We start from the raw sequence: 26,861 nt of genomic DNA, 5'->3' as shown, positions 1-26,861 counted from the left end.
GCACCTGGAATCTGCCGGTACTTATCGAATAGGTATCCGATCGGCAGGATCTGTTGGGCGTTGCCGGGGGGTACCGCGCCAAACCATGCTGGGAGGAGACCACCTCTGAATTTGAGCATCAGTCCGTCACCTCGCTAAGTAGCGCCAGGATTTCTTGGGTGACTTGGTGGAGTTCGGTGTCGATCTCTTCGAGTGGGCGGGGTGGCTGGTAGCGGTAGAAGTGGCGGGTGAAGGGGATCTCGTAGCCGATCTTGGTTTTCTTCTCGTCGATCCAGGCGTCGGGCACGTAGGGCTGCACTTCGGCCTCAAAGTAGGCCTTGATGGTTTCGTTGCGTCCTTCGTCGGCGCGGCTGTTGCCGTTGTAGGTGAACGGGACGCGTTCGGTGTCGCGCAGGCTCGCGTCGGGCTGCTTCTTGCCCCGAGCGTTCGTTACGATCTCGCCTTCGCTGTCGCGTTGGGGGCGTTCGACGGTGATCTGCCAGTATGCGAACTCGTCGATGGGGACGATCTTGCAGTGCTCTGTCTCCACGTAGTCGGCATACAGGCGCACGATCGTTGCCCGGTTAGCTTCGGTGAGTTCACGACCCTTGTCGCCAAGCTTCTTGCGCATCTTGGCATAGAACTCGGTTCCGTCGATGAGCTGCACTCTGCCTTGGCGTTCTTCGGGCTTGTTGTTATCGACGATCCAGATGTAGGTGGCGATGCCGGTGTTGTAGAACATGTCGGTTGGCAGTGCCACAAGGGCGTCCACCAGGTCATGCTCGAGTAGCCATCTACGGATGTTTGACGGCCCTGACTCCGCAGCACCATTGAACAGCGGTGAGCCGTTCATGACGATGCCGCCCCGGCCACCGCCCTTGACTTTAGGGCGCAGTTTGCTCACCACGTGTTGAAGGAAAAGCATCTGCCCGTCGTTGACGGCGGGGACATTTTGCTTGGGTTTATCGCCACCAGCGTAGAAGCGAGAAGAGCTACCAAGCTCTTTCAGGTCCTTCATGACGGCCGATTGGCTGGCTTTCCAGTCATCGCCGTACGGTGGGTTCGACATGCAATAGTCGAAGGTCTGTCCAGCGAATTTATCGTCGGCGAGTGTGTCGCCGAGCTGGATGTTGCTGGAGTCATAGCCTTTAATCAACAGGTCGGACTTGCACACCGCATAGGAGTGATCATTCCATTCTTGTCCGTAAAGCCGAAGCTGGGCTTGTGGGTTCAGACCTGGACTGTCACTGCTGCCGATCAGGTGCTCTTCTGCGATGGAAAGCATCCCCCCTGTGCCGACAGTGGGATCATAAATCGACCGAATGGCGCCCGGGGTGCTCAGCGCTTCATCGTCACCAGCAAAGACAAGATCCACGAGGAGTCGGATAGCGTCGCGCGGGGTGAAGTGCTCACCCGGCGCCTCGTTAGAAGACTCATTGAACGTGCGGATGAGGTACTCGTAGAGATCTCCCATCTGGGCGTTCGTTACTGTCTTGGGGTGCAGATCGATGTTGGAAAAGCGCTCTACCACGATGTAAAGGATGTTCTTCTCGGCCATGGTGGCAATCTCGTCGGCGAGCTTGAAGCGTTCGAAAACGTCCATGTTGTCCGAGAAGCCGTTGACGTACTGCTTCAGGTTCGCCTCGAGTCCCTTTGGATCACCCAGCAGTGACCGCAGAGTCCATGGACTGGTGTTGTAGAACGGCAGTCCAGTAGCCCGCTGTACCTGCGCGGCCAGCAGTTCGGGGTTGTTGCTGAAGCGCTCCACCAGCGGTTCGATCGTGGCCTGGTGGTCTGCCAGGACGCAGTCGAGACGGCGCAGGATCGTCATGGGCAAGATGACGTTGCCGTACTGGCTGGCCTTATACGGCCCTCGCAGAACGTCGGCTGTACCCCAGATGAATGACCCCAGTTGACTCATGCGTCTTCTTCTTTCTTTTCATTTGCAGGTATGACTTCGACTATGTCGCCGACCTGGCAGTTGAGGACCTGGCAGATCCGCAGGAGCACGTCGGTGGTGACGTTGTCTCCGTTGTTGAGGCGAGCCATCGTGGTGGACGACAGTTTGGCTTCCTCGCGCAGGTCTTGCTTGAGCTTTTCCTTGTCCACCAGCAGCTTCCACAGAGGCTTGTAGGAGGCTTTGACTTGGAGGTCGAACTCTATTCGTTTACTCACTGTCGTTAGCCTTCCTCTTTTTCTGTTTGCTCCACGACCGGCCAAACAGCTCTCGTCCGGGTTCAAGATGGATGAATGCTGACTTAGTCAAGATCTGTTGGGTTTCCTCCGAGTAGCGGCTGATTTTGTCGATCGCGAGGAAAACCTGTTTTCTCTGACGTGCATACACCTGCGCGATTCCGTCGAAGGCTTGGTCTTCGATTGGTTGGACGAGCATCGAATCGTGTGCGACTGCAGGGAGAAGCGTGGTTTCCAGCATTGCTAGATCGAATGAGATCAGGCCGCGTTGGGTAGAGCCCGTTCCCGAGTCGTTCTCGATCTCGTAGGAGTATTTGTCGATCGCTGGGATCTGGATGCTTGGTGGGGTTCGTTCCTCGCGGGTGATTTCCCCATCTAGGCGCTGCATCGCTCCGTTGAGCTTGTATTCGATGTCCTTCAGGATCGATTCGGATGCTTCGTCGAGCGCTTCGGAAGCTTGCTTCTTGGCTTCCCTGAGTCGCTGCTCGTCATGGAAAGCCTTGTTGGCGTTGCGCAGTGATCTGATCTGGCGATCGAGTTCACTGTAGGCACGGATATCGGCCTGCGTTGCCGTGGGCGCGACGGAGAGATCCTCGAGGCGGGCGCTGAGTTGGTCAAGACGCTGCTGAATTCGCCCACGTTCTTCTTCCAACTGCTTGGTTTCTGCTTTGAATTCGGAGTCCAGAACCTGACGGATACTGCGGTGGAAATGCTCGATGCTCTCGATGTGTTCGATATTTGCCCCTGGGAAGAACTCGCGCAAGGAATCGAACTTCTTGGTCAGGCTGACCTCAGATGAGATCCCCTTTGCCTGTCGCATGGAGTTGATCTGTCGACCGATCTGGTTGAAGCGCCGCAGCAAGGGCTCGCGTTCTGCCTGCACCTCGTTGATGGCTGCCTGTTGAGCTGAGGTGTAATCCTTTGCAGTCAATCCTGCGCGGAGTCCTGCTTGGTCGCGTTCGGTCTCGAGGTCTTCGATTCGCTGGGTGTTGTTTTTGACCTCGGTGACGTTCCTTGCTCGGGGGAAGTCGTAGTAGCGCCCGGCGGCATTGAACAGATCAAGCTCTCGAACAGCCTCTTCCTTAGCAGCCATGAAGCCTTGAAGCTTGGTGTACTCATCAAACAGCTTCAGGAGACGCTTGACGCCGTCAGCCTGGGTGTCTCGCGGGTACGCAAGAAGCGGGTGGTCGACATCGGAGTTCTTCCGTTGCCAGATCCGGAAGAAGTTGCTGACTGCTTGACGGAGACTGATGCCAGTATCTTGAAGTCCATACTGGGTGCCGACAAAGCCCTTGAAGTCCTCAAGCGTCATGGTGCGCAGTGCTCGGTATTCCTTGTCGCACAAGATAACCGCGTTGGGGGTGTCAGTGGCTCGCCGGAAGTAGTGCGTCTCGCCTCCGAGAAGGAACGCGAAGCGAATCTCGTGATGCCCAATGTTCTTGACGACATCCTTGGCTTTGTCGATGTAATCAGAACCGCCGAAGCAGAAGTCGATGGCCAGCAGCGTGGTGGACTTTCCGATTGAGTTTTCAGTGTTTTCCGTGCCGAGAACCGTGTTGAGTCCTTCTTTTAAGCGCAGCGGGCCGGGGCGTTGTTCGTCGTGAAAGAACGCGTCACTGTCAAACTCGACCAACATAGTGGAGCACCTCCTCCGGGTAGAGCAGCTCGATCTGGCCGAGTGCGAATAAACAGTCCAACGTGTCGACGAACTCGTCCACGTCGGCAAACTTTGATTTGACCTTCTTGTATAAGGCAGCGGGACTGAGATCCTGATCGGACAGATGCGTCAGGATCGGTGGAAACTGGCTCAGCGTGGACTGCGAGTAGGGGGTGACCTTGCTAGGCAATCGCATCGAACACCTCACAGTTTTGAACGAAGAAGCACGTCACGATGACCGACGCGCTGAGGTTCACAGAGTCGGAGTTGGTGTGGATCCAATCAGCAACTTGATCGAATATCGCCTGCTGGTCGTCAGTGTGCTGGGACGCCTGGTCGTAAAAGTCGGCGACTTGCCCGGCGATCGCGTCGAATCTGCTGCGACCTCTGACCCCCTCGAGAGAGCGGAACTCTTGCTCGATGATGCGATACCACTGCAAGACATGAATCTTGATCCGCTCGGCGAGCTCAAAATACTCGGGCCTGACCTTTTCAGCGACTCGCACCGCGTCCAAAGTTAGCTCCGGGATGACTCCGGTGACGATGCGTTCCCCAAGCGTTTCGATGACAGAGGCGATCGCTGGGTGGAGTTGCGAATCGAGCGCGGTGTCCTGAAGTGCTGTTGCAGCAATCCTACGATTTCGAATGTCTCGGAGCTTGTTTACGACATCAGACACTTCAAGCAACGTGTCATTGGTGGGGACGAGCTTGGCGCACTTGACACACACCGCTTCCCGGTCGGTCTCAGCGCTGCCTTCGCCAATGGTGAAAGAGACAATCTCGAAGAATGGTCGACGTTCGCCTTTGACAGTCTTGACTAGTCGCTCTTTGCGACAGACAGGACACAAGTCTCCATTGCGGGCTGCAAGCACGACATCCGCTTCGGTTACGCCATTGTTGGCTCGCTTCTTGTTCGTTCTCGAAATGGCAGATAGGAACGTGTCGGCATAAAAAGACACGTCATCCTGGTCTGCGGTGTACAGCAGGTCTTCTGCTGCGTCGGCACTGACTTCGGGATCATCTTTGATCAGTTCGATCAGCTCGGCTTTGAAGTCACTCTCGCGCATGGGCGCAATATCTTGGGCGATCTTGCCGAACGCTTCACGTGCAGCCCCACGTAGTCCCGGTTGCTTCAGAACGGGCCCGAAGCCGGTGTGCAGCGGGATGTCCTGCTTGAGTAGCCCGCTCACTGTCTTGGGCGTGCGCCACACGTCCCATCCGTCCTGGTCTGCAACAGGGGCGAAGTCCTGAATCCAGCGCAAGAGCACCTCCACGACGTAGGCGTCGGTTGAGGTCATCTTTGGTCGCGCCGTTGACGGCTTCTTGGCTCCCTGCCTGGTCGGAGTGGTGTAACTCGCTGCTGGCTGGATGAGCACCTTTTGCAGGGCGCGCGCGAAGGTCGCGAAGCACAGCTGGCTCATCAAAAACCTCCCTCGGGAAAAGAGGACCAAAACAGCACCAAAACAGGGGCAAGGACATTTTCTCGCCCGATTTTTAGTCTCGAAGTACTTCCGGAGGCGTCTGCTGAGTACCTAGAGATCGTGATCTTAAGTCTACCGCTGATGTCCTTCGAAGGGGTCTAGGACGCTCTGTGAGTGAACTAGACGGCTGCGGGACCTGAGTGGCCACGACGGTTCCGTGACCTACAAGTGCCGCGTGCTGATCACACAAGGCCGTCGACCACCAGGGAGACGCGTAAGAGAAGCAAGCGGCAGGTACCCGACCTACGGGTACCTGCCTTCTCGTTTCTCTGCCCATCTCTTCTGAACCGTCGACACCGAGCTTGCTTACTCAAGCGGGTCTCCCTCCTCAGGAGGGATTCCCTTGACAACACAACCAAATAGAAGGACCAGCGAGCCGTACTCCGTCCGGACCAAGAAGGTCAGCGGCAAGGTCTATACCCAGATCTACGTGCCATCGACCATCTCGAAGGACGGCATCCAGAACTATGCGTGGGTCGAGCTCGTCGACCCACCCGTTGGAGACGAAGAACTTGGCCTGAGCGCCGATGAGGTGCTCGCCTTGCTCTACGACCCGACATACGTGCCGGAGTGGAAAGTTGACTATCTGCGCACTGCCTACCGCTGTTTTCGTGCCGCCGAGAACGCTCGAAACCGCGGCGACCTGTCCTACAGCGACTGGGAAGTCGAGGTCCATGACGGACCCCAGTATCTGAACGTCTCGGTTCACGAAGACCAGATCGACAGTGAGCTGGTTGTCGATTGGCTGCTGGCTCAGGTGAGCGCCAAGCAAACCGAGCATATCCGCCTGCACGTGTTTGAGGGGTTCTCCTTCGTGCAGATCGCGCGTGAGGAGCTGCCCGGTGCTGACGAAGCCGACGTGGCCAAGCGAGCGAACAGCATCGGGCGCTCGGTCAAACGGGCTCTGAAGAAGCTTCGCGAATTCATCGAGCAGGAGTGTCCGGATCTGGCTCCCGTCGGGGGCGTATGAGTGCCCGGCCCACATGAAGGCCAGCACAAACCGACGCTCATCTGATTCACAAGGAGGAAACGATGTCGAAGCATCGTCTCAAGGTCACGTTGACTGACCAGCCCGAACCTGACGCTGCGGTCTCTACCCGCAAGGTCAGTATCCGAAGCAGGATCGCCCGCAAGCTGCTCGGCAACCCCCAACAGCTCACCGTACTCGTGCCGGGCAACCAGGTCCGCTCAGTAGAAATCATCCGCCCAGACGACGACCTCATGGCACTGGCCCGTGCCGTCGGCGTTACCCGGAGCGGTGGTGATGCCGCGTGAACGTCACCGAAGCGAACCGCTACATCCCGGCGCTGAACCGGATCGCGGAGGGAGTCACGATGCTGGCCTCAGCGATCGAAGAAGCCGCATGGGAATCGTTCGAGGACCACCCCGGGATGGCGGGGGCTCGCCCGATCGCCGCAGCCCAGCTCGCCCAGCCAGCACTGGAAGCTGCGGCCGAAGAGTACGAAGCCAACCATCAGTCGCCCGCCCCGGCAGCGGCCCCGGAGGTTGTGCAGGTGACGTTGGAGCAGGTCCGCACGGTGTTGGCGCGCCTGTCGCAGGCAGGTCACACAAGGCAGGTGCGTGAGCTCATCCAGGCAGCTGGCGCAAACAAGCTCTCCGAGGTTGACCCGTCCAAGTACGGGCAGCTGCTGGAGCAAGCGGAAGCGATTGCTGATGCCTGACCAGCACGCACTGCTCAGCGCCTCGGGCGCGCACCGCTGGTTGGCCTGCCCGCCGTCGGCAACGCTGGAGGCCGGGCTACCGGAGTCCACCTCGCAGGCTGCCGAGCAGGGAACCGCCGCGCATGCGCTTGCGGAGTGGAAGCTGCGCCGCGCCCTGCATGACGCTCCGACCACGAAGCCTGTCTCGAGCTGGCATGACGAGCAGATGGATGCCCTGACGGATGACTACGTGGCCTTCGTCCAGGAGCGGGTGCGTGATGTGCGGCGGGCGTGTGCTGATCCGCAGGTGCTCATCGAGCAGCGCCTGGACTTCTCCCACGTGGTGCCGGGTGGGTTCGGCACTGGCGACTGCGTGATTATCGCTGAGCCCACGCTTCAGATCATCGATTTGAAGTACGGGCAGGGTGTCATGGTCGAGGCCGAGCACAACCCGCAGCTCATGTTGTATGCGCTCGGAGCGTTGAATGCGTTCGGGTCGCTTTACGACATCACCGAGGTGGCGGTGACGATCTTCCAGCCCAGGCGCTCGAACGTCTCGACGTGGACGATCCCGGTGTTTGAGCTGGAGGCGTGGGCGGAACAGGTGGTGAAGCCTCGTGCCGCGCTGGCTGCCAGCGGTGATGGCGAGTTCGCTCCGGGTGAGTGGTGCCGGTTCTGCAAACTCTCACCTACCTGCCGGACGCGTGCTGAGGCGAACCTTGCGCTTGCCCAGCATGAGTTCGCCCCACCAGCCGAGCTCACCGACGAGGAGATCGCACAGGTGTTGGCCCAACTTCCGGATCTGAAGGCGTGGGCTGCCGATGTGGAAGCGCACGCGCTGTCGCTGGCGGTAAACCAGGGCAAGACCTGGTCTGGTTTCAAGCTCGTCGAAGGACGCTCGATTCGCAAGTACGCCGACGAGGCCGCTGTCGCCAAGACAGCTGAGGCGGCCGGTGTCGACGTGTGGGATCGCAAGCTCAAGACGATCACCGCGCTGGAGAAGCAGCTGGGCAAGAAGCGCTTCGCCACTCTCCTTGGGGACCTCGTGGTCAAACCCGCCGGGAAGCCCACGCTGGTGCCCGAGTCCGACAAGAGACCCGCACTGGAAATCCAGTCAGCAACAGATGAATTCACTGCAATCAAGTAACGAACAAGAAAGAAGGTAAGACAAGATGTCTGCAACCACGAATCCGACCCGTGTGGTCACCGGCGAAGTTCGCCTGTCCTACGCCAACATTTTCGAGGCGAAGTCCATCCAGGGCGGCAAGCCCAAGTACTCCGTGTCGCTGATCATCCCGAAGTCCGACACCGAGACCCTGGCCAAGATCGAACGCGCCATTGACGCGGCGATCGATGCCGGGATTGGCAAGTTCGGTGGCAAGCGGCCCAACAAGGCTGCTTTGAAGCTCCCGCTGCGTGATGGGGATATCGAGCGCGATGACGAGGCCTATGCGAACGCGATGTTCGTCAACGCCAACTCGACCACCCCGCCGCAGGTCGTGGATGCTTCTCTGCAGCCGATCTTGGACGCCAGCGAGGTCTACTCGGGCTGCTACGCGCGAGTGAGCATCTCGTTCTACGCGTTCAACACGAACGGCAACCGGGGTATCGCCTGCGGGCTGGGCAACATCCAGAAGCTGCGTGATGGTGAACCGCTCGGCGGCAACCGGATCAGCGCCGAGGCCGACTTCGGAGGCTTCGCAGCAGCCTCGGACGACTTCCTCAACTAGAAGAGCGGAGAAGCATCATGAACGAGTGTTATTCGGCAGCGCTGTCAGCAAACACCACCACAGTTGTGGCACTGCTCGTTGGCGCTGTCCTCGGTCTCATCGTCATCAAGGTCTCCTCTGTGATTGCCGAACGGCGGGCTATCCGCCGCGATCGCAAGCGCATCGACAAGCTCATGGCTGACAGCGAGGCCGAGCTCGAGAAGTACCGCGCTGACCACGACCACTAACCCTTCACCCGTGCTGGGAGGACCACCACGCCCACTTCTGGGGTGTGGTCTTCTCCCAGCACCCATTGTTTTCTAGGAGCTGTCGCGCATGCGTGAACTCTTCATTGACCTCGAGACCTATTCGCCGGTGAACCTGGCGAAGACTGGGGTGTACCCCTACGCCGACCACGACGACTTCGAGCTCCTCTTGTTCGGCTACTCGACCGACGGAGGCCCGGTTGAGGTCGTCGATCTCGCCAACGGACACCAGTTCCCCGAAAAGGTGCTGGCCGCACTCGTCGACCCGCACGTAGTGAAGTGGGCGTTCAACGCGGCATTCGAGCGCATCTGCCTCTCAATCTGGCTGGCCAGACACCATCCAGAACTCATGGAAGGCCGCAGGTTCCTGGACCCTGCCCAGTGGCACTGCACCATGGTCTGGTCCGCCTACCTCGGCCTGCCGATGAGTCTGGACCAGGTCGCCACCGTCCTTGACCTGCCGGTACGGAAAGACAGTGCAGGTAAGAAACTGATCCGCCAGTTCTGTCCCCCGGCGACACCGAGCGTGCTCAACCAGGGCGGGATGCGCAACCCGCCTGCATCCGACCCGGGCGGGTGGGAGCAGTTCATCTCCTACAACCGGCGCGACGTCGAGGTCGAACTCGCCATCCACGACCGGCTAGCCGACTTCCCGCTCCCAGCGTCCGAATGGGACACCTACGCCCTCGACCAGAACGTCAACGACACCGGCATTCAGCTCGACCAGGTTCTCGTGGACAACGCGGTCCAGTGCGACCGGCAACACCGCGCCACCACGCTAGCCCGCGCCCAGGAACTCACTGGACTGGAGAACCCGAACTCGCCGATCCAGCTGAAAGAGTGGCTCGCCGCTCACGGCACGCCCCTGCAGTCACTGACGAAAGACGAAGTCGCCGCCGCGCTCGACACCGCTACCGGCCAGGTGCGTGAGGTCCTCCTGCTGCGCGGTGAGCTTGCGAAGTCGTCGGTGAAGAAGTACGAGGCCATGCAGCACGTGGCAGGTCGTGATGGGCGCGGACGCGGGTTCCTCCAGTTCTACGGGGCTGGACGCACCGGACGTTTCGCTGGCCGCCTCGTCCAAGTCCAAAACCTGCCCCGCAACTACCTACCCGACCTGGCCGAGGCCAGAGCCCTCGTGCGGGCCGGAGACTTTGATGCGGTCGAGCTGCTCTACGACTCCGTGCCCGACACACTCTCGCAGTTGATCCGCACGGCTTTCGTCCCCGCCGACGGGCACCGGTTCGTGGTGGCCGACTTCTCCGCGATCGAGGCGCGGGTCATCGCCTGGCTCGCAGGCGAGACCACCACGCTTCAGGCCTTCCGTGACGGGAAGGATCTGTACTGCGAGACCGCGAGCCGCATGTTCGGAGTCCCCGTCGACAAGCACGGAGCCAACGCCGAGCTGCGTCAGAAAGGAAAGATTGCTGTGCTCGCCTGTGGCTATCAAGGCGGCGTCGGCGCTCTGAAAGCCATGGGGGCACTGCGGATGGGGCTGGTTGAATCCGAACTCCAGCCGCTGGTCGATGCGTGGCGGGCCGCCAACCCCAGCGTGGTGCAGCTGTGGGCCGACATCAACGCCGCCGCCATCGACACGATCGCCACGCGTCTGCCCACCCATGTTGGCCCGCTGACGTTCACCGTCGAATCCGGGGTCATGTTCATCCGCCTACCATCTGGGCGTCGCCTCGCTTACGTAAAACCCAAGCTGGGTGAGAACAGATTCGGCGGCACATCCATCACCCACGAAGGTGTGACCACCGGGCGCAAATGGGGCCAGTTAGAAACCTACGGTGGGAAACTCACCGAGAACATCGTCCAAGCCGTCGCCCGCGATCTGCTCACGTTCGGCATGCACCAGGTCGATCGCGCTGGGCACAGGATCGTCATGCACGTCCATGACGAGATCGTGGTGGAGACCGCCACGGCCACCGTGGACGAGATCTGCAAACTGATGGCCACCGCGCCCGACTGGGCGCAGGGGTTGCCGCTAGCGGCAGACGGGTACGTGTGTGATTTCTACATGAAGGACTGATATTGCTGGGCGGAATCGAGGCGACGATGGACATAGGAGAACAAGCTGAAGGCATCGAGGAAGTCATGTTTACCTTCCTCACTACCTAGTCGGGTTTTGTGAGCGCGGGGATTGCGATAGTGCCCGTGGATCCCTATAAGCAGGTTCTTAAAACCCTTGTGCTCTGATTTTTCCGACTCCGTGGAAAAGCTATTAATCACGAGCTTAGGGGCAGAATTGTTTGTTCCCAAAGCTATATCGAACAACTCCTGACCATCGTCGGTCAAGCTAGTAAGGATACGGATGCGGTCAGGGATCGACTTGGCTGCCTCGGATATCGCGTGGAACAGAGACTCCGCGATCAGTTCTTGGCTGCAATACTCCATTAGGCGTTCGTGGGTACCGCGCCGCTGAAGTTCCTCCACGAGAGAGCTGGTAAGACGCTCGATATCATCGAATGTGCGTGCCGCCTCAGCGAGTTGGGTCAACTCGCCAGCATCGTCGATATGCCATCCTTCGGTCGCCAGCACCTTGTTGAGCAAGCGGCGCAAATCATTCCAACGCTGACGATCGGTGGTATGCCGTGCCGGGCTCATCGCAGTCGTTATGAACTCACGAGTGAGTTGACCTGCTTGCGCTGCGGACATTCCTTCCGTAAGCGCGCCAAACAGTCCTTCTCGCTTACTCCCGGCAACACGCGGTGGCGCACCAATGTCGAGGAGAAGCTCGTCGATTTGGCTTCCGCTTAGGCCCGGCAAATCGGTACTTGCCAGGACATTCGCAATACTGCGGATAGTCGAGCGTTGGGAGAAAGAATCGGACTGCATCACCGCTCCAGCTTCTCATGTGAGCGAGTGGCCTGAGTATTTCAGCAAGACCCGGGTGTCCGGATTCTTGCGCGCTCAGGGGCGTATGCGTGAGAGCCCGACGCGGCCGCACCCGTGGCTTGCTGGAATTCACGTCAATCCTGGCTCTTAGAAGGAGCCAGACATGGCTACGAGAGATCTTCAGGTATTCACCAACGATGCCTTTGGAACGATCCGAACTGTCGAGCATGAGGACAAGGTGTATTTCTGTGGCCGCGATGTGGCCACCGCCTTGGGGTACAAAGATCCAGTTAACGCCATCAAGCAGCATGGACGTGGGGTGGCGTTTCACCACCCCATCACGGATGCGCTCGGTCGCACTCAAGAAGCCCGGTTCATCACCGAAGGTGACCTGTACCGGCTCATCTTCTCCTCCAAGCTCCCCGCAGCCCAGGACTTCGAAGCCTGGGTTGTCAACGAGGTCCTCCCCACGATCCGCCGCCATGGCGTCTACGCCATCGACGAACTCTTAGACAACGACGAGTTCCTCGAGCACGCCATCGTCCAGCTTCGCTCCGAGCGGGCCAAGCGGCTGGCAGCCGAGCAGGCCCTGCTTGAGGCCGCCCCGAAGGTCTCCTACTACGATGTCGTGCTCCAGTCGGACTCGCTACTGACCATCACCGAGATCGCCAAGGACTATGGCTTGTCGGCGAAGAAGCTGAACTTGCTGCTGCACGACGCCGGGGTGCAGTTCAGGCAGTCCGGCCGCTGGTTCCTCTACGCCCCCTTTGCCGAGCAGGGCTACACGCAGTCCAAGACCCACGAGTACGACGAGGGTAAGACCCGCACGCACATGTACTGGACCCAGAAGGGTCGCTTGTTCGTCTATGACCTGTTGAAGAACCAGTTCGGCCTGCTGCCGGTCATCGAGCAGGACGGCGGTGCGGCATGACGACGACTGCTGTCAACATCGACCTGGGTTTCTCGCCCCACAACACGGAGGGCTACCCAGATCCCACCGCGTACAAGGCGCTGAAGAGTCTCCAGCGCGCCGAGTACGGATACCGGCCTTTGGTCTACATCTGCTCCCCGTACGCCGGTGCCGTCGAGAACAACGTGGAGCTGGCTCGCGCGTTGTGTGCTCACGCGGTGTCACGGCACAAGATCCCGCTCGCGCCGCACCTGTTGTTTCCGCAATTCATGGACGACACCGACGCGAGCGAGCGCGAGTTGGCGATGTTTTTCAACCGAATTCTTCTGAGCAAGTGTGAGGCGATCTGGGTCTACACGGCCCGTGTCTCGGCAGGGATGCGCGCCGAGATCGAATGGGCTCACCACCTCGAATTGCCGATCACCTATCTCGATGCTGACTTTGAGGAGGTCACCCTATGAAGGCGATGACGATGTTCACCGCGCAGGTGGCGGGCCAGCAAAACAACGCACACTACCCGAACCCGCACACCGTGACCACGGCAGCCGACCTGGAGGCGGTCGCCAGGTTGGATCATGTGGTTGCCGAGTACGTGGGTGGCAGGCGGTCGGCTGGCAGTTTCGTGACCTCGAACTGCCTGGTCATGGACGTCGACAACTCCCACACCGAGGAGCAGGCCGAATGGGTCACCCCGGAATCGCTGATTAAGAGGCTGGAGGGTGTGGCGTTGATGACCGCCACCTCCCGCAACCACCAGCGGGCGAAAGGAGCCCAGTCGGCAAGACCCCGCTTCCACGTCTACTTCCCGATAGACCCCGTAACTGATGCTGAGGCCTACGCGGGGCTCAAGAAGCAGCTCGCCGCCCGGTTCGAGTTCTTCGACCCTAACGCGATCGACGCTGGCCGTTTCATCTACGGCCACACTAATCCGAGTATCACCGTGGTCGAGGGTGAGCGCACCATCGACACCTGGCTTGCCGACACGGTCGATGAGGACGTGTTCGCCCAGTGGGATGAGGGCACCAAGGCGATCGAGGAGGGTTCGCGTAATGCGACCTTGTCGAGGTTTGCTGGCAGGCTGCTGATTCGCCTCGGCACGACCGATGAGGCACGCGACTTGTTTGACCGCAAGGCTGCTCGCTGCAACCCGCCGCTGCCCGAGGCGGAGGTGGAGTCGATCTGGCGGTCGGCCACCCGGTTCGCCAAGACGGTCGAGAACCAGCCCGGGTATGTGCCACCAGAGGATTTTGAGGCGAGCCTGGATTCGGTACGCCCCGCCGATTACAGCGACGTCGGCCAAGCCCACGCCCTATCCAAGGCGTACCCGGACTCGCTGCGCTACTCGGAGGCCACCGACTGGCTCGTCTATTACGACGGTGTCTGGTACGAATCCGCTCCCGCTGCCCAAGCCGTCGTCCAGGAGCTCACCGAACGCCAACTGGCCGAGGCCCACGAGCTGCTCGAAGACGCCAAAGACCAGCTCGCCGCCACGGGGGCTGCCATGTTGTTGGCGTCGATGTCGAAGGCGAAAGCCCAGGCCATGTTTAACGCCGCCCAACAGGAGGCGTTCGCCGCGTTCGAGGACGCGAAAACCTATGCGGCCTACGCGCTCAAACGCCGAGAATCACGCGGGATCACCAACTGCCTGAAAGAAGCCCGCCCCATGCTGCTGACCACCCCTGAGCAGCTCGATGCCGACCCGTATCTGCTCAACACCCCATCAGGCACCTACGATCTGCGCCACGGGACCATGTCGCGCCACGACCATGATCCGGCGGATCTGGTGACCAAGCAGACCAGCCTCGACCCGGGCACCGACGGCGCGCACCTGTGGCAGGAAGCCCTCGAGGTGTTCTTCCAAGGCGATGCCGAGCTCATCGCCTACGTGCAGCGCATCGTCGGCCTTGCTGCGATCGGGCAAGTCTTCGTCGAAGCCCTCGTCATCGCTTACGGAGATGGTCGCAACGGCAAATCGACGTTCTGGAACACCATCGCCAGAGTCTTAGGCACGTATGCAGGCAACATGAGTGCTGATGTGCTCACGATCGGTGGGATGCGCAACGTCAAACCGGAGCTGGCTGAGGCCAAAGGCAAACGCCTCATCATCTCTGCCGAATCCGAAGAGGGCGTGCGCATGTCCACCTCGGTGGTCAAGCAGCTGGCTTCCACCGATCAGATCTACGCGGAGAAGAAGTACAAGGCACCGTTTGCCTTCACCCCGTCGCACACCTTGATTCTCTACACGAACCATCTGCCCAGGGTGGGTGCGATGGATGCGGGCATCTGGCGCAGGCTCATCGTCATTCCCTTCGAGGCGAAGATCGAAGGCACATCCGACATCAAGAACTATGCCGACTACCTCTACACGCAGGCAGGCGGGGCGATCCTGGCCTGGATTATGGAGGGCGCGCGCCTCATCCACGCCGAGGACTACCACCTCAAGGCTCCTGCCCGAGTGGTGGAGGCATCGGCGGCGTATCGGGAAGAGAACAACTGGTTCGCTCAGTTCCTTGACGCCAACTGCGACCTTGACCCGGGGCTGTCGGAACGGGCCGGGGATTTGTATCAGGCCTATCGGGCGTGGGCGATGTCGACCTCCGGGTGGGCGCGTCCCATGGTCGATTTCAACGCCACCGTCGAACACCACGGCTTCATTCGCAAAAAGACGATGCACGGCATGTTCGTCCACGGTTTGGCCTTGAAGAACGAGTTCGACAACTAAGCCAGACGGGCCTTATGACGACCTATGACGACCCATATGTGAGTTTGCTATAGGGCAGAAAATATAGCCCTTAGGAAAAGTCCATATCGCATCGTCATAGGTCGTCATGGGCCTCTCACACGAGAGGACATGAACCATGAACGAGCAAGCAATCGAACAACACTTGAAAAAAAGCCGTTGAGGCGATCGGTGGCCTGTGCTGGAAATTCACCAGCCCCGGCACCGCAGGGGTCCCAGACCGCATCTGCATCCATCACGGACGCGTCATCTTCGTCGAACTCAAAGCACCCGGACGCCTCCCACGCCCCATCCAACGCCGCCGCATCCAGCAGCTCACAGACCACGGCATGGACGTGATCATCGTCGACAGCATCGAAGGCGCAAAGGAGGTGGCTGATGCGCTACGAGCCGCATGACTACCAACAACTGGCCACCGCCTTCATTGAAGACCACCCGCAGGCCGCGATCCTGCTCGGGATGGGGCTAGGGCGTGTCTCCTAATTGTGGGCCTGTGCTCGAGCATGATTGAGGTGTGTCACAACGGTCTAGATTTACGCAGTTCACGAATGCACAGTGGGAGCGAGTTGAACCACTTCTGCCAACGAATGAGGGCCGTAAAGGCCGCCCGTTTGGTGATAGCCGCCGCGTTGTAGAGGGCATCATCTACCGGTACCGCACCGGAATCCCGTGGCGAGATCTCCCCGACCGGTATGGTCCCTGGCAGACGGTGTGGAAGCGGCATCGCCGCTACGCAACCGACGGCACCTGGGACCGCGTATTCGCGCACATCCTCGCCGAGGCCGATGCAGTGGGCGACATTGACTGGAACGTGTCAATCGACGCGACGATCAACCGTGCTCATCAGCACGGTACGAACCTGCCGCGCCCTGATCAGGACACAGGGGGCTCTATCGAATTACAAGAATCTGCCGTTATGCGAGATTGAACCGGCAGGTCACGGGATCGGGAGATCACGCGGAGGGTTGAGCACGAAGGTACATTTTGCTGTCGAGGGGCATGGCCGGCCGCTGTCGATTGTGGTGACGGGCGGGCAACGCCATGATGGCGCGATGTTGCAGGAAGTCCTCGGCGATATTCGGGTCCCGAGAATTGGGTGCGGGCAGGCGCGGACGCGCCCTGATGCGTTGCTTGCTGATCGCGGGTACACGTCACGGGTGAACCGCGCGTATCTGCGTGAGCGCGGCATCGCCGCGGTGATTCCGGAGAAGTCTAATGAGATCGCTGCCAGGAAGCGTAAGGGTCGTGCTGGCGGGCGACCGCCCGGGTTTGATGCGGAGCTGTACAAAGACCGCAACGTGGTCGAGCGGGCCTTTGGGTTGATGAAGCAGTGGCGCGGGCTTGCGACGCGTTATGACAAGCTCGCGGTCACGTATCGCGCGGGAGTGGTGCTTGCGGCGATTCTGGTCTGGTTACGCATATAAGAGACACGCCCTAGGCAAGACGGTGATCACCTTGACGGCAATCTGGAACCTGCTGCTGGACTCCTTCCAAGCCCGCCGCGTCCTCATCGTCGCACCCCTGCGAGTCGCCCGCGATACCTGGCCCGCCGAGGCCACCAAATGGGACCACCTGGCAGGACTCACCATTGCCGTGGCCGTGGGGTCGAAAGCCCAGCGGGTGGACGCGCTTGCAGCCGAGGCGATGGTGACCGTCATCAACCGCGAAAACGTGCCCTGGCTGGTGCGCCACCTCGGCAAAGCCTGGCCGTTCGACATGGTCGTCATCGACGAGCTGAGCTCGTTTAAGAACCACCGGGCGCAACGGTTCAAAGCACTCGCCTCCGTGCGGCCACGTCGCACCCGGATCGTGGGACTGACCGGCACGCCAGCAGCCAACGGGCTGATGGACCTGTGGGCGCAGTTCCGTCTCCTTGATGAGGGCCAGCGCCTCGGCAGGTTCATCACCCACTACCGCAACCGCTGGTTCGTACCCGATCGGCGAAACGGCCAGCAGATCTTCACCTACAAGCCCGCACCCGGTGCCGAGGACGAGATCTACGAGGCGATCAGCGACATCACCTTGTCGATGCGCACCACCGACCACCTGCGCCTGCCCGAGCTGACGGTCACCACGACGCTCGTCGACCTCGAACCGAAGGAGCGCAAAGCCTACGAGCGGTTGCGAGATGAGATGGTGCTCGACCTCGACGGGCAGGTCATCGATGCCGCGAACGCCGCAGCACTGTCAGGCAAGCTGCTCCAGCTGGCCTCCGGTGCGATCTACGACGAGGACGGCAACACCGTGGTGGTGCACGACCGCAAGCTCGACGCGCTCGAAGACCTCGTGGAGGCGGCCAACGGCCAGCCGCTGCTCGTGGCCTACTGGTTCAAACACGACCGTGAGCGCATCACCGAACGCTTCCCTGGGGCCCGCGAGCTGAAAACCAGTACCGACATCAAAGCGTGGAACGCCCGCGAGATTCCGCTGGCGCTCATCCACCCGGCCTCAGCCGGACACGGGCTCAACCTCCAGCAAGGCGGCAACCTCCTGGTCTGGTTCTCCTTGACCTGGTCCTTGGAGCTCTACCAACAGACCAACGCAAGGCTCTACCGCCAGGGACAAGACCAGCCGGTGACGATCACCCACCTGGCCGCCAACCACACCCTCGATGAGGCGGTACTGGCCGCGCTGGACAACAAAGACATGACACAGGCTGCGTTGATCAATGCGGTCGCCGACACTCTGGGAAAGCAGGCACACTCATGAACGACCACCCCATCTGGGACTACTTCGACTACCGCAAAGCCGCCATCGGCGTTCTCCAGGACTACGCAACCCAAGCTGTCATTCTCCAGCAAGGCGACGGGTACGCCAACGAGCTCAAAGCCTCACTGACCTCAATCGGCTCACCCCGATTCGACGGCCTGCCACGGGGCAACAACCCGCACGCCGGTGAAGCGAGAGTCTGCTCGATCCTCGACAACCTCGACGCGCTCAAAGCCCGCAACCAAAAAGCGCAGGCCTACATGGATTGGTTCAACCCGGCCTGGGAAAGCCTCAGCGACGATGACCGGCTGGTCCTCGAGGTATTCTTCCTCGACGACCTCTCCGCCGAGGACGCCGCCGTCAAAGTCGCCGAACACTTCTACGTCGAACGCAAGACTGCCTTCGCCAAGAAGCAGCGCGCCCTTGCCCGCTTCGCGCGTCTCTTGTTCGGCAGAGACTGAAGCATTGGCGCGCATGAGTGTCGCAAAGAGGGGATGACTTTCAGGGTGTGCCTGTCGCATGCTGTAAGTGGTTGAAAAGTAGGTCCCGACCCCCAGACGAATCATCACGGTTCGTCTGGGGGTCGTTGCCATGAACGACAAGGGTGGTGAGACGGATGCCTTTCAAACCCAAGCGCCCGTGCTCCCAGCCCGGCTGCCCCGAGCTGACCGAGACGAGGTTCTGCCCCGAGCACGCCCGCGCCGAGGACACCCGCTACCGGACCTACCAGCGCGACCCGAAGATCAACCGACGCTACGACCACCGGTGGCGAAAGATCCGCGCGGCCTACGTCGAAGCCCACCCGTTGTGCGAGGACTGCCTGGCCCGTGGCCGGTACACGCCCGTGGCTGAGGTCCACCACGTGATCCCGCTCGACCACGGCGGCACCCACGACGAGTCGAACCTGCGCAGTCTGTGCAAGCCGTGCCACTCGCGCCAGTCCGCGCTCGATGGCGACCGGTGGCGACAAGCCCCCCGGGTCTACAGCTACTAAAAAGCGCTGTGTGCCCGCCTGCCGCGGCCTCCCTGCCGACCCTCACCTGTGCCGACCTCGAGGCCGCTGGCCCGGCACGAGGCGACGTGGCGCGCTTGCCGAGGGGGTGGGGGCGAGCGGATCTCTACAGCTGGGCTGCTCCTCAGCGGGCGGGGCCAACCGTGCGCAAAACCGCCGAATCAAACGAGGTATTGACCCCTCACGCCCTCCATCACCGGGCTAACCGCCTGGAAGGAGGCGAGATTTCATGGCGAAAGACGGAACACTGCGCGGCGGACGCAGAGCAGGCTCAGGTGCGAAGCCCACACCTGCGTTTGAGAAGATCACCGAAGGCAAAGACGCACGCGTCCTCCACATCGCGTCGCTCGACCCACCAGATCTGGAAGCGGGCGGGGATCTTGAAGGTAGCGTAATGCCAGAACCTTCGGCTTATTTGGCGGCTGTGCAGCGTGATGGTAACCCTTTGGGTGCTGACGTAATCTACCGCGATACCTGGAACTGGCTCAAGGAGCGCGGCTGCGAAAAACTCGTAGCTCCACGGTTGATTGAGGCTTATGCGCAGAATTTTGCTCGGTTCATTCAATGCGAAGAAGCAATCTCCGATTTTGGCCTGTTGGGTAAGCATCCGACCACGGGGGCGGCTATCGCGTCCCCATTCGTGGCCATGTCTCAGTCGTTTAGCAAGCAGGCGAATACGCTCTGGTACGAGATTTTCGATGTGGTCAAAGCCAACTCGCTGGTGGACTACTCGGGGCCGACTCCTGCGGATAACGTGATGGAACGGCTACTTCAGGCACGCTCATAGTTATTGGCGTAGTGCGGGTGCGGTGTGGGCGTAGATGACGACCACTGCAATCAAGGCGATACAGACGGCGAAGGGTGCCAGCGGGTTCCACCCGTAAAGGGCGGTCGAAGCCAGCGGGGCAATCGCGTACGCCAACCCATTATTAGCGTTAATGATGCCAGCCACTGCGCCTTGCTCATCTGCACTCATCTTCAAGGTTGGGCCAGTGTTGTACCCGGGCATCGCCAGTCCCATACCTACCCCCAGCACGATACACCCGACAACCAGTAAAGCGTGCGAGGAGGTAGGCCAAATGAGCACAGTTGCAACTAGTGTAATGGTCAGACCAGTACGTAAAAGCTTCGCTGCTCCCCACCCTGTCTTTGGAGCAATCACCGCTTGGGCAATGATCATGGTCACGCCCATGATGGTCAGGTAAATCGCGGAAATACCTGCGGTCGCAGTTGCCGACAGGGCGAAGCGGTCTTGAACAGTGAATCCAAAAATCGTAGCAACAGAAGAAAACACAAGAAACATCACCAGACCAGTTGCTAGCCAGGGAGCTACACGCGGATCAGTGAAGCGAATCCGTTGAGGCTTTGCAAAAAGTTGCCCTTGGCTTTGAGGTGCGAAACTCACCAAGAGAACAACCAGACCAATCACCATCACAACGGGCATGACCACCAAGGGCAAGAGCAGGCCACCAGCAGCGGCTAACACACCTCCAGTAACACCTCCAACAATGGAGGCCATCCCTTGAGCCGCTCCAATCATGCCCAGTGCTTTTACCCGCCCGTTCTCGCTGGCAGCATGCGTGACCAGGTGGGCTTGCGCGGTCGGGGCGATCGCTGAAATCCCTCCGCCATAGAGCAAACCACGAGTGATCACAACACCAAAAACTAGTCCGACACCGCCAACTACCTGGTTCATCCCCAGGTAGGAGACAATACCGAAGGCGCTCAAAGCGATGATCGCGATCACAAGCCCGGCAGCGAGTACACCTTTAGCGCCGACACGTTGGGAAGCTCGCCCCCAATAAGCACTCAAGCTCGCTAGTACAATCGCTGCCAAAGAGATAGTGGCGCCAATATGCCATTCCCGCAATCCCATCTGTCGTGACAGTGGCGCGATGATCGGATTGAGAATCATTTGCCCCATAAAGGCGAGAAAAACGATTCCCACTACCAGGTTCGCTTGCGCTCCTGGATCAATAGAACTCTGTGTCGGCTTATTACTACGAGGGTCAGGCATCACTACACTCCATTACTAGAACACTGTTTCACTTAGGGATATTGTAGAATGGTGTTCTAGTAAGGGTCAAGGAATAAGTTAAGGGTCACCTTATGAACACTGTGCTAACGGGGCGAAGGGCTGGGCTATCACGCGAGCTGATTGTCAAACAAGCTGTACAGTTAAGCGCGATCAGTGGCGTTGAGGGATGGTCAGTACGGGACATTGCCCGTGAACTGGGCGTGGTTCCCTCAGTGATTTATCATTATTTTCCAAACAAGGAAGCCATTTGTGATGCTGTTGTAGACCGGGTATGTGTCGGGATTGAAGTTCCCGACCCGGACCTTGAATGGAAAGCCTGGTTTCGAGCTATGGCTCACAATCTACGCCCCGCATTGTTAGCATATCCAGGGATTACCGACAGGTTCGCGCGGGGCAAGTTCACTGAACAGTTTTTGCCGATGATCGATGGAGCCTGGGCCAAACTACAAGAAGCTGGGTTTGGTGACAATTCGCCTGTGGCCTACACAATTATCGCAAACTCGATCATCCACACGATCGGAGCGAGAAACCTGCGCGCATCCAATCAAATCCAACCTCACCACAACCTGCACGAAATGCTTGTCAGGCTTGAGCCTATGATGGCTCAATCTGTTGGACTGACCAGTATTGTCAACTCTTACCTGGAGCCTCTCTCACACCTTGATGAAGAAGAAGCGATGTCCGAGGAATACTACGACCTCGTCATCGATGTGATCCTAGACGGCATCGAACACACCCTGCTGCCTTAACTCTGACCCACTTCTCAATCATCGTCTTAGTGAGCGCCCGCACAGCTGGCGCTCACTTTTTTATTCCCACCCCATATCAATTTATGAAAGCGAGTTGTATATGTCGTTGAAAACCGCTGAAAGCGTGCGCGCCGGGCACCCGGACAAGCTGTGCGACTACATCGCCGACTGCATTTTGGATCGTGCCCTCTACGAAGACCCTGCCGCCAGAGTGGCTGTCGAAGTGATGGCAACCAAAGCACGCATCTATGTCGCTGGCGAGATCACCTGCAAGGCAAAGCTTGAGATTCCGATGCTGGTACGCGCAGCGCTTGAGCATGTGGGTTATGATCCGCGCCGGTTCCGCATCCGCGCCAAAATTCACTGCCAATCGAGCGATATTGCTGGCGGGGTCGATAAATCTTTAGAAGCACGCCACGGTGATACGAGTTCTCACGTAATGGTTGGTGCTGGCGATCAAGGCACCGTCTACGGCTACGCCACAGCCGAGAGCGAAGAACGACTCCCGTTGCCACTGGTTTATGCTCACCGGATCTGCAAGCGTCTCGATCAAGCATTCACAGACGGCAAGATTCCAGAGCTCGGCCCGGACGGGAAAGCCCAGGTCACTGTTGAGTATGACGGCGAAACCCCTAAACGTATCGCCACGATTGTGGTCTCGGTCCAGCACAAGCCAGGCATTAACGTGGAGGATTTCAACCAGCGTCTGATTTCGCTGGTTATCTCGGCGGCGTGTCGCGAGATCGAAATCGACGAACACACCGAAATCCTGATCAACCCGTCGGGACGGTTCGTCACAGGTGGCCCCACCGCTGATACCGGGCTGACCGGGCGCAAGCTCATGGTCGACACCTACGGTGGGCTCGGCCCGCACGGCGGTGGCGCGTTCTCGGGTAAGGACCCCTCCAAGGTCGACCGGACGGGTGCGTACATGGCGCGCCTGATCGCGAAAACCGTGGTGGATGCGCGCCTGGCCGAAGAATGCCACGTCGCTATCTCCTATGCGATCGGTAAGGCCGACCCGGTCGCGTTCCACATCGACACCTTCGGCACCGGTCAGCACCCGGACTGGCTCCTCACCGACGCCGCCCAGGCGATCTTCCCGCTGCGACCGGCCGCGATCATCGACCGCCTCGGCCTTAGAGCCCCCATCTACGCGAAGCTTGCCACCTACGGGCACATGGGACATGGCCTGAGCGAGTGGGAATGGACGCTGCCGTTTACCGACAAGCTCGCCACGGAGGTGAAGTGCCGTGCTCATCAAGCAGCTACCCATCAGTGAGCTCAAGCCCGCCGACTACAACCCGCGTAAGGACCTGAAGCCCGGGGACGCGGACTACGAGAAACTCAAGCGGTCGCTGACCGAGTTCGGTTACGTCGAGCCGGTGATCTACAACCACACCACCGGCCACGTCGTCGGCGGCCACCAGCGCCTGAAAGTACTCGCTGACCTGGGCCACACCGATGTTGACTGCGTGGTCGTCGAGCTGGACGAGACCCGCGAAAAGGCCCTGAACGTCGCGCTGAACAAGATCAGCGGCGACTGGGATGAATCCAAGCTGGCCCTGCTCATCGCCGACCTGGACGCGGCTGACTTTGATGCCGAGCTCACCGGCTTCGACGATGACGAAATCCAGGCGATGATTGGTTCCCTCGACGATGACGAGGTCACCGATGACGGCTTCGATCTCACCGCCGCTCTCGAGGCCGCATCGTTCGTCCAGCGCGGCGACATTTGGACTATCGGCAGGCACCGGCTGGTCTGCGGGGACGCTACCAACGCAGACGATGTCGCGGTGCTCATGGATGGCAAGAGCGCGAACCTGGTGCTCACCGACCCGCCCTACAACGTCGCCTTCGAGTCGTCCGACGGGCTCACGATCAAGAATGATGCGATGAAGGCCGACTCGTTCTACGAGTTCCTGCTCACCGCGTTTACCAACATGGCGGGCGTTCTCGACAAGGGCGGGTCGGCGTATGTGTTCCACGCCGACACCGAAGGGCTGAACTTCCGCAAAGCGTTCATCGACGCCGGGTTCAAACTCTCCGGCTACTGCATCTGGGTCAAAGACTCCCTCGTGCTGGGACGCTCGCCGTACCAGTGGCAGCACGAACCAGTGCTCTACGGGTGGAAGCAGGGAGCCAAGCACAAGTGGTTCGCTGACCGGAAACAGACTACGATCTGGAACTTCGCCAAGCCGCGTAAGAACTCCGACCACCCGACCTCCAAGCCGCTGGACCTGCTGGCCTATCCGATCCGCAACTCCACTCAGGCCAACGCGATCATCCTCGACACGTTCGCTGGCAGCGGTTCGACCCTGATGGCCGCCGAGCAGACCGACCGCATCGCCTACCTCATGGAGTTGGACGAGAAGTACGCCTCGGTGATCCTGCGCCGCTACGCCGAGGCGACTGGGGACGCGGCCGGGATCACCTGCCAGCGAGGCAACACTCAGTACACGTATCTGGATCTGGTCAAACAGGTCGACCGCGACCGCGAATAAAACCCCACACTATGCAGGGAAAACAGGGGCGTGAAAATGAGCCGTTGATGAGGGAAAAACGACTGGATAAGCGGAAAAACGTATGGCTGTATGTACATGACCGAAAGCACCCCCACACCTGGGGGAACCGAGCGAAAAGGACTGGTCATGAGTGAATTACACATCGAAATCAGCGAGCTCATCGCAGCCGGAGTCAACGTCTACGACCCCGAGGAAACCCTGCGGGTTGCCAGAGCTCGCGGCTACCAGCTGGTGGTGCGCGTGATCGAATACGACCCGACGCGTTTCCTCAGCATGGTGGCCGCCTGGTTCGAGAAGGAGGTCGTGGCATGAGCATCCTCGCCTTCACCCCGCACAAAACGGGCAGGAAAAAGCTCGCCCAGCTTCTCGCCGATCACCTTGGCACCGAGGCCACCTATCTGGGCACGCCCTCGTTTGCCTACCAGATCGCAGACGCCACGCTGGATCGGGACTGGACCCTCTACCTGCCAGATGGTATCGAGGCGCAGGCCGTGCTCGAGTCCGCACACAAGGCGGGCTTTGAAACCGCCGACCCGGGCGAGGTGGCGTTGACGGTCACGATGCCCACCACCGGGTGGAGTGAGCGCACTCGCGCCAACCTCGAAGCGCTCCTAGCGGCCAAAGGGCCACTGATCGCCAAGGCCCTGGGCATCCCGGCCACACCCGCGCAGTTCAACGATGACGAGACCGTCTCGTTCCCGTGGTGTGAGTCGATTACGCCGGAGACGGCACGCGAGGCGGTGATCCCGCTTGTGGCAAAGCTCTGCCAGCGCGCCCAGGAGGCAACCCGGATCCGATCCACGCCGCCTGCACCGGGCAATGACAAGTACACGATGCGCTGCTTCCTGCTCTCCCTGGGCTTCATCGGCCCCGAACACAAGCAGGCACGCCGCATCTTGCTGGCAGGCCTGGAAGGCGACGCCGCCTGGCGCACCCCGGCAAGCAGGAAGGAGAACTGACGCATCAATCGCAACGCCTGACCTGCTGGCACCCGGAAACCCTGCCACGAGCGGGGTTTCCCCTCGTCACAAGCCTTGATTCTCCACGGTCTCCGAGTGCTGTAGATCCCAAAAAATAGTGCCTGATCTGGGCAAATACGACTGGATAAGCGACCGCACCTATGGCTGTATGTACATGACAAAAGAACAGCCCCTCAGGAAAGGACAACAGCCATGAACACCACCGAGAAGCTCACCGCCGAAGCCCTGCAGATGCGCGTCGACTCCTACGGGGCGATCCTCGCACACGGCGACTACACGCTGGCCACCTTCGCGACCTGGACCAAGAAAGACGGCTACGGCAACAGCGCCCAGGTCTACCGCCTCACCGAAGCCCCGATCGACGGCTTCGGCCCGAACGCACGCGGCCGCAGCGAATGCGCCCTGGAGCTCATCGCCGAGGCCGACCACCTTTTCGCAGACGCCGGGCACGCCATCGCCTGGGCCCTGAGCCAGATCTAACCCACACCCCACCAAGGCCAAGGAGGACCCGCGATGGACGCCACCCGGAACCTGATCACCAACCACCTGGAGATCCCCGCCGACGCCGCCCCGCACGGTGAGATCCAGACTGCCGCCGAGATCCCCTTCAGCGTCCTCGACGAGCTCGCCGAGGAGGTCGGGGCCGAGAAGATCCCCATCCACACGCTCAGCCGCATCGGCTGGCACTACACCAAAGCCGACCAGATCATCGCCCTGGCCAGGCAGCGCGGCCTGTCCGATTGGCGCTACGGCGGCTTCGACACCGACCAGGTGGTCGCCAACTTCCGCGCCACCTACTGCTAACCCCTCGCACCGTCCCGACCCCCAAGGATCAGGACTGGCCCCACACTCTCCGTTTCGCCCCACACGGTTTTGGGGCTTTTCTTATGCCCCGAGGAAGGAGCTGCCGCCACGATGACGAGCACGTATCAGCCAACCCGGTTCATGGCCGACGGCTCCACCTACAACCAGCGCAAAGCGGATTTCGCTGTCGCATTCATTCAGGCGCTGCGCCACACCAAAGGCCGCTGGGCAGGCACACCCTTCACACTGCTGGGTTGGCAAGAACAGATCGTGCGCGACCTGTTCGGCACCATCAAACCCGACGGCTACCGCCAGTTCACCACCGCCTATGTGGAGATCCCCAAGAAGCAGGGCAAGTCCGAGCTGGCCGCCGCGATCGCGCTGCTGCTGACCTGCGGGGACGGGGAACAAGCCGCCGAGGTCTACGGATGCGCGGCCGACCGGCAGCAAGCCAGCATCGTCTTCGAGGTCGCCGCCGACATGATCCGCCAATCACCAGCCCTATCGAAGCGGGTGAAAATCCTCAGCAGTCAGAAGCGCATCATCTACAAGCCGACCAACAGCTTCTACCAGGTGCTGGACCTGACCCCTGTTAGGTAGACACCTGATA

The 26,861-nt window shown here is 60.2% G+C and carries 28 protein-coding genes and 2 pseudogenes; 23 read left to right on the top strand and 7 right to left on the bottom strand.

The annotated features are described in order from the left end of the window. Positions 1-118 precede the first annotated feature (118 nt). Genes HMPREF2807_RS01560 through HMPREF2807_RS01540 form a run of 5 tightly spaced genes read right to left on the bottom strand, consistent with a single transcriptional unit; the run spans position 119 to position 5,250 of the window. Positions 119-1,900 carry a type I restriction-modification system subunit M gene (locus HMPREF2807_RS01560; protein WP_070509920.1) on the bottom strand — a complete coding sequence of 594 codons (1,782 nt, stop codon included), beginning with the start codon at positions 1,898-1,900 and terminating at the stop codon, positions 119-121. Next, on the bottom strand, positions 1,897-2,154 hold the full coding sequence (locus HMPREF2807_RS01555; RefSeq protein WP_083306656.1) for a helix-turn-helix domain-containing protein: 258 nt from the start codon (positions 2,152-2,154) through the stop codon (positions 1,897-1,899). The genes HMPREF2807_RS01560 and HMPREF2807_RS01555 overlap by 4 nt, the downstream gene beginning before the upstream one ends. Next, entirely contained in the window at positions 2,147-3,808 is a 1,662-nt protein-coding gene (locus tag HMPREF2807_RS01550; protein WP_070509917.1) for a DUF2326 domain-containing protein, read from the bottom strand. Before HMPREF2807_RS01550 ends, HMPREF2807_RS01555 begins: the two co-directional genes overlap by 8 nt. Beyond that, positions 3,792-4,025: an ABC-three component system middle component 7 gene (locus HMPREF2807_RS01545; RefSeq protein WP_005295497.1), complete on the bottom strand. Its 234-nt coding sequence runs from the start codon at positions 4,023-4,025 to the stop codon at positions 3,792-3,794. The genes HMPREF2807_RS01550 and HMPREF2807_RS01545 overlap by 17 nt, the downstream gene beginning before the upstream one ends. Further along, positions 4,012-5,250, bottom strand: a complete 1,239-nt coding sequence (locus tag HMPREF2807_RS01540; protein WP_070509914.1) for an ABC-three component system protein — start codon at positions 5,248-5,250, stop codon at positions 4,012-4,014. Before HMPREF2807_RS01540 ends, HMPREF2807_RS01545 begins: the two co-directional genes overlap by 14 nt. A gap of 403 nt (positions 5,251-5,653) precedes the next feature. Between HMPREF2807_RS01540 and HMPREF2807_RS01535 the strand changes: the two genes are divergently transcribed. The 7 genes from HMPREF2807_RS01535 to HMPREF2807_RS01505 all read left to right on the top strand — a co-directional run bounded on the left by HMPREF2807_RS01535 (position 5,654) and on the right by HMPREF2807_RS01505 (position 10,978). Then, positions 5,654-6,280 carry a sigma-70 RNA polymerase sigma factor region 4 domain-containing protein gene (locus tag HMPREF2807_RS01535; RefSeq protein ID WP_070509909.1) on the top strand — a complete coding sequence of 209 codons (627 nt, stop codon included), beginning with the start codon at positions 5,654-5,656 and terminating at the stop codon, positions 6,278-6,280. Between the two features lie 62 nt (positions 6,281-6,342). Then, positions 6,343-6,585 (top strand): hypothetical protein, encoded by a 243-nt coding sequence (locus HMPREF2807_RS01530; RefSeq protein WP_070509906.1) that lies wholly within the window; start codon positions 6,343-6,345, stop codon positions 6,583-6,585. Further along, on the top strand, positions 6,582-6,992 hold the full coding sequence (locus tag HMPREF2807_RS01525) for a hypothetical protein (protein ID WP_070509903.1): 411 nt from the start codon (positions 6,582-6,584) through the stop codon (positions 6,990-6,992). The genes HMPREF2807_RS01530 and HMPREF2807_RS01525 overlap by 4 nt, the downstream gene beginning before the upstream one ends. Next, a complete protein-coding gene (locus tag HMPREF2807_RS01520; protein ID WP_070509900.1) occupies positions 6,985-8,118 on the top strand; it encodes a DUF2800 domain-containing protein in 1,134 nt (377 codons plus the stop codon). Before HMPREF2807_RS01525 ends, HMPREF2807_RS01520 begins: the two co-directional genes overlap by 8 nt. Before the next feature lie 25 nt (positions 8,119-8,143). After that, a complete protein-coding gene (locus HMPREF2807_RS01515; protein WP_070509897.1) occupies positions 8,144-8,701 on the top strand; it encodes a DUF2815 family protein in 558 nt (185 codons plus the stop codon). Positions 8,702-8,718: 17 nt separating this feature from the next. Next, a complete protein-coding gene (locus tag HMPREF2807_RS01510) occupies positions 8,719-8,928 on the top strand; it encodes a DUF1049 domain-containing protein (protein WP_070509894.1) in 210 nt (69 codons plus the stop codon). Positions 8,929-9,016: 88 nt separating this feature from the next. Beyond that, positions 9,017-10,978 carry a DNA polymerase gene (locus HMPREF2807_RS01505; RefSeq protein WP_070509891.1) on the top strand — a complete coding sequence of 654 codons (1,962 nt, stop codon included), beginning with the start codon at positions 9,017-9,019 and terminating at the stop codon, positions 10,976-10,978. Here the strand turns inward: HMPREF2807_RS01505 and HMPREF2807_RS01500 are convergent. Beyond that, positions 10,963-11,784, bottom strand: coding sequence for a TIGR02391 family protein (locus HMPREF2807_RS01500; RefSeq protein WP_070509888.1), 822 nt, complete (start codon positions 11,782-11,784; stop codon positions 10,963-10,965). The two genes, HMPREF2807_RS01505 and HMPREF2807_RS01500, sit on opposite strands and share 16 nt — an antisense overlap. 163 nt (positions 11,785-11,947) lie before the next feature. On the opposite strand from HMPREF2807_RS01500, the gene HMPREF2807_RS01495 reads away from it, so the two are divergent. The 8 genes and pseudogenes from HMPREF2807_RS01495 to HMPREF2807_RS01455 all read left to right on the top strand — a co-directional run bounded on the left by HMPREF2807_RS01495 (position 11,948) and on the right by HMPREF2807_RS01455 (position 19,942). Next, the gene (locus HMPREF2807_RS01495; protein ID WP_070509885.1) at positions 11,948-12,715 is read left to right on the top strand and encodes a phage antirepressor; all 768 of its coding nucleotides are present in this window, start codon (positions 11,948-11,950) and stop codon (positions 12,713-12,715) included. Further along, positions 12,712-13,155, top strand: coding sequence for a DUF7768 domain-containing protein (locus tag HMPREF2807_RS01490; RefSeq protein WP_070509882.1), 444 nt, complete (start codon positions 12,712-12,714; stop codon positions 13,153-13,155). The genes HMPREF2807_RS01495 and HMPREF2807_RS01490 overlap by 4 nt, the downstream gene beginning before the upstream one ends. A 161-nt stretch (positions 13,156-13,316) precedes the next feature. Next, the gene (locus HMPREF2807_RS01485; RefSeq protein WP_232751592.1) at positions 13,317-15,416 is read left to right on the top strand and encodes a phage/plasmid primase, P4 family; all 2,100 of its coding nucleotides are present in this window, start codon (positions 13,317-13,319) and stop codon (positions 15,414-15,416) included. A 532-nt stretch (positions 15,417-15,948) separates the two neighbouring features. Beyond that, positions 15,949-16,858 (top strand): annotated as a pseudogene (locus HMPREF2807_RS13665) (IS5 family transposase). Beyond that, positions 16,788-18,143: a DEAD/DEAH box helicase gene (locus tag HMPREF2807_RS01470; RefSeq protein WP_232751591.1), complete on the top strand. Its 1,356-nt coding sequence runs from the start codon at positions 16,788-16,790 to the stop codon at positions 18,141-18,143. Before HMPREF2807_RS13665 ends, HMPREF2807_RS01470 begins: the two are co-directional and overlap by 71 nt. Next, on the top strand, positions 18,140-18,604 hold the full coding sequence (locus HMPREF2807_RS01465) for a hypothetical protein (RefSeq protein ID WP_005295537.1): 465 nt from the start codon (positions 18,140-18,142) through the stop codon (positions 18,602-18,604). The genes HMPREF2807_RS01470 and HMPREF2807_RS01465 overlap by 4 nt, the downstream gene beginning before the upstream one ends. Positions 18,605-18,759: 155 nt before the next feature. Continuing rightward, on the top strand, positions 18,760-19,137 hold the full coding sequence (locus HMPREF2807_RS01460; protein ID WP_014320314.1) for an HNH endonuclease: 378 nt from the start codon (positions 18,760-18,762) through the stop codon (positions 19,135-19,137). A gap of 247 nt (positions 19,138-19,384) precedes the next feature. Then, positions 19,385-19,942, top strand: a complete 558-nt coding sequence (locus tag HMPREF2807_RS01455; protein WP_042406079.1) for a P27 family phage terminase small subunit — start codon at positions 19,385-19,387, stop codon at positions 19,940-19,942. Here the strand turns inward: HMPREF2807_RS01455 and HMPREF2807_RS01450 are convergent, their stop codons facing one another. Beyond that, the gene (locus tag HMPREF2807_RS01450) at positions 19,943-21,172 is read right to left on the bottom strand and encodes an MFS transporter (protein ID WP_053084351.1); all 1,230 of its coding nucleotides are present in this window, start codon (positions 21,170-21,172) and stop codon (positions 19,943-19,945) included. Between the two features lie 92 nt (positions 21,173-21,264). On the opposite strand from HMPREF2807_RS01450, the gene HMPREF2807_RS13955 reads away from it, so the two are divergent. From HMPREF2807_RS13955 to HMPREF2807_RS01410, 8 genes and pseudogenes are all read left to right on the top strand, one after another. Further along, positions 21,265-21,942 (top strand): TetR/AcrR family transcriptional regulator, encoded by a 678-nt coding sequence (locus tag HMPREF2807_RS13955; protein WP_042406082.1) that lies wholly within the window; start codon positions 21,265-21,267, stop codon positions 21,940-21,942. A 100-nt stretch (positions 21,943-22,042) separates the two neighbouring features. Beyond that, a complete protein-coding gene (gene metK / locus HMPREF2807_RS01440; RefSeq protein WP_070509876.1) occupies positions 22,043-23,224 on the top strand; it encodes a methionine adenosyltransferase in 1,182 nt (393 codons plus the stop codon). Further along, a complete protein-coding gene (locus HMPREF2807_RS01435; RefSeq protein WP_070509873.1) occupies positions 23,196-24,446 on the top strand; it encodes a site-specific DNA-methyltransferase in 1,251 nt (416 codons plus the stop codon). Before metK ends, HMPREF2807_RS01435 begins: the two co-directional genes overlap by 29 nt. A gap of 147 nt (positions 24,447-24,593) precedes the next feature. Further along, the gene (locus tag HMPREF2807_RS01430) at positions 24,594-24,779 is read left to right on the top strand and encodes a hypothetical protein (protein WP_034375438.1); all 186 of its coding nucleotides are present in this window, start codon (positions 24,594-24,596) and stop codon (positions 24,777-24,779) included. Continuing rightward, on the top strand, positions 24,776-25,426 hold the full coding sequence (locus tag HMPREF2807_RS01425) for a hypothetical protein (RefSeq protein WP_070509870.1): 651 nt from the start codon (positions 24,776-24,778) through the stop codon (positions 25,424-25,426). Before HMPREF2807_RS01430 ends, HMPREF2807_RS01425 begins: the two co-directional genes overlap by 4 nt. A 213-nt stretch (positions 25,427-25,639) precedes the next feature. Further along, entirely contained in the window at positions 25,640-25,927 is a 288-nt protein-coding gene (locus tag HMPREF2807_RS01420) for an Nmad4 family putative nucleotide modification protein (RefSeq protein ID WP_070509867.1), read from the top strand. Between the two features lie 33 nt (positions 25,928-25,960). After that, positions 25,961-26,251: a hypothetical protein gene (locus tag HMPREF2807_RS01415; protein ID WP_060797819.1), complete on the top strand. Its 291-nt coding sequence runs from the start codon at positions 25,961-25,963 to the stop codon at positions 26,249-26,251. 111 nt (positions 26,252-26,362) lie between these two features. Beyond that, positions 26,363-26,830 (top strand): annotated as a pseudogene (locus HMPREF2807_RS01410) (terminase large subunit domain-containing protein); the annotation flags it as partial. Positions 26,831-26,861: the final 31 nt, after the last annotated feature.

The sequence above is a fragment of the Corynebacterium sp. HMSC074A09 genome, assembly GCF_001811545.1.
Classification (GTDB): domain Bacteria; phylum Actinomycetota; class Actinomycetes; order Mycobacteriales; family Mycobacteriaceae; genus Corynebacterium; species Corynebacterium hiratae.
This window is presented reverse-complemented; position numbering and strand designations above follow the sequence as displayed.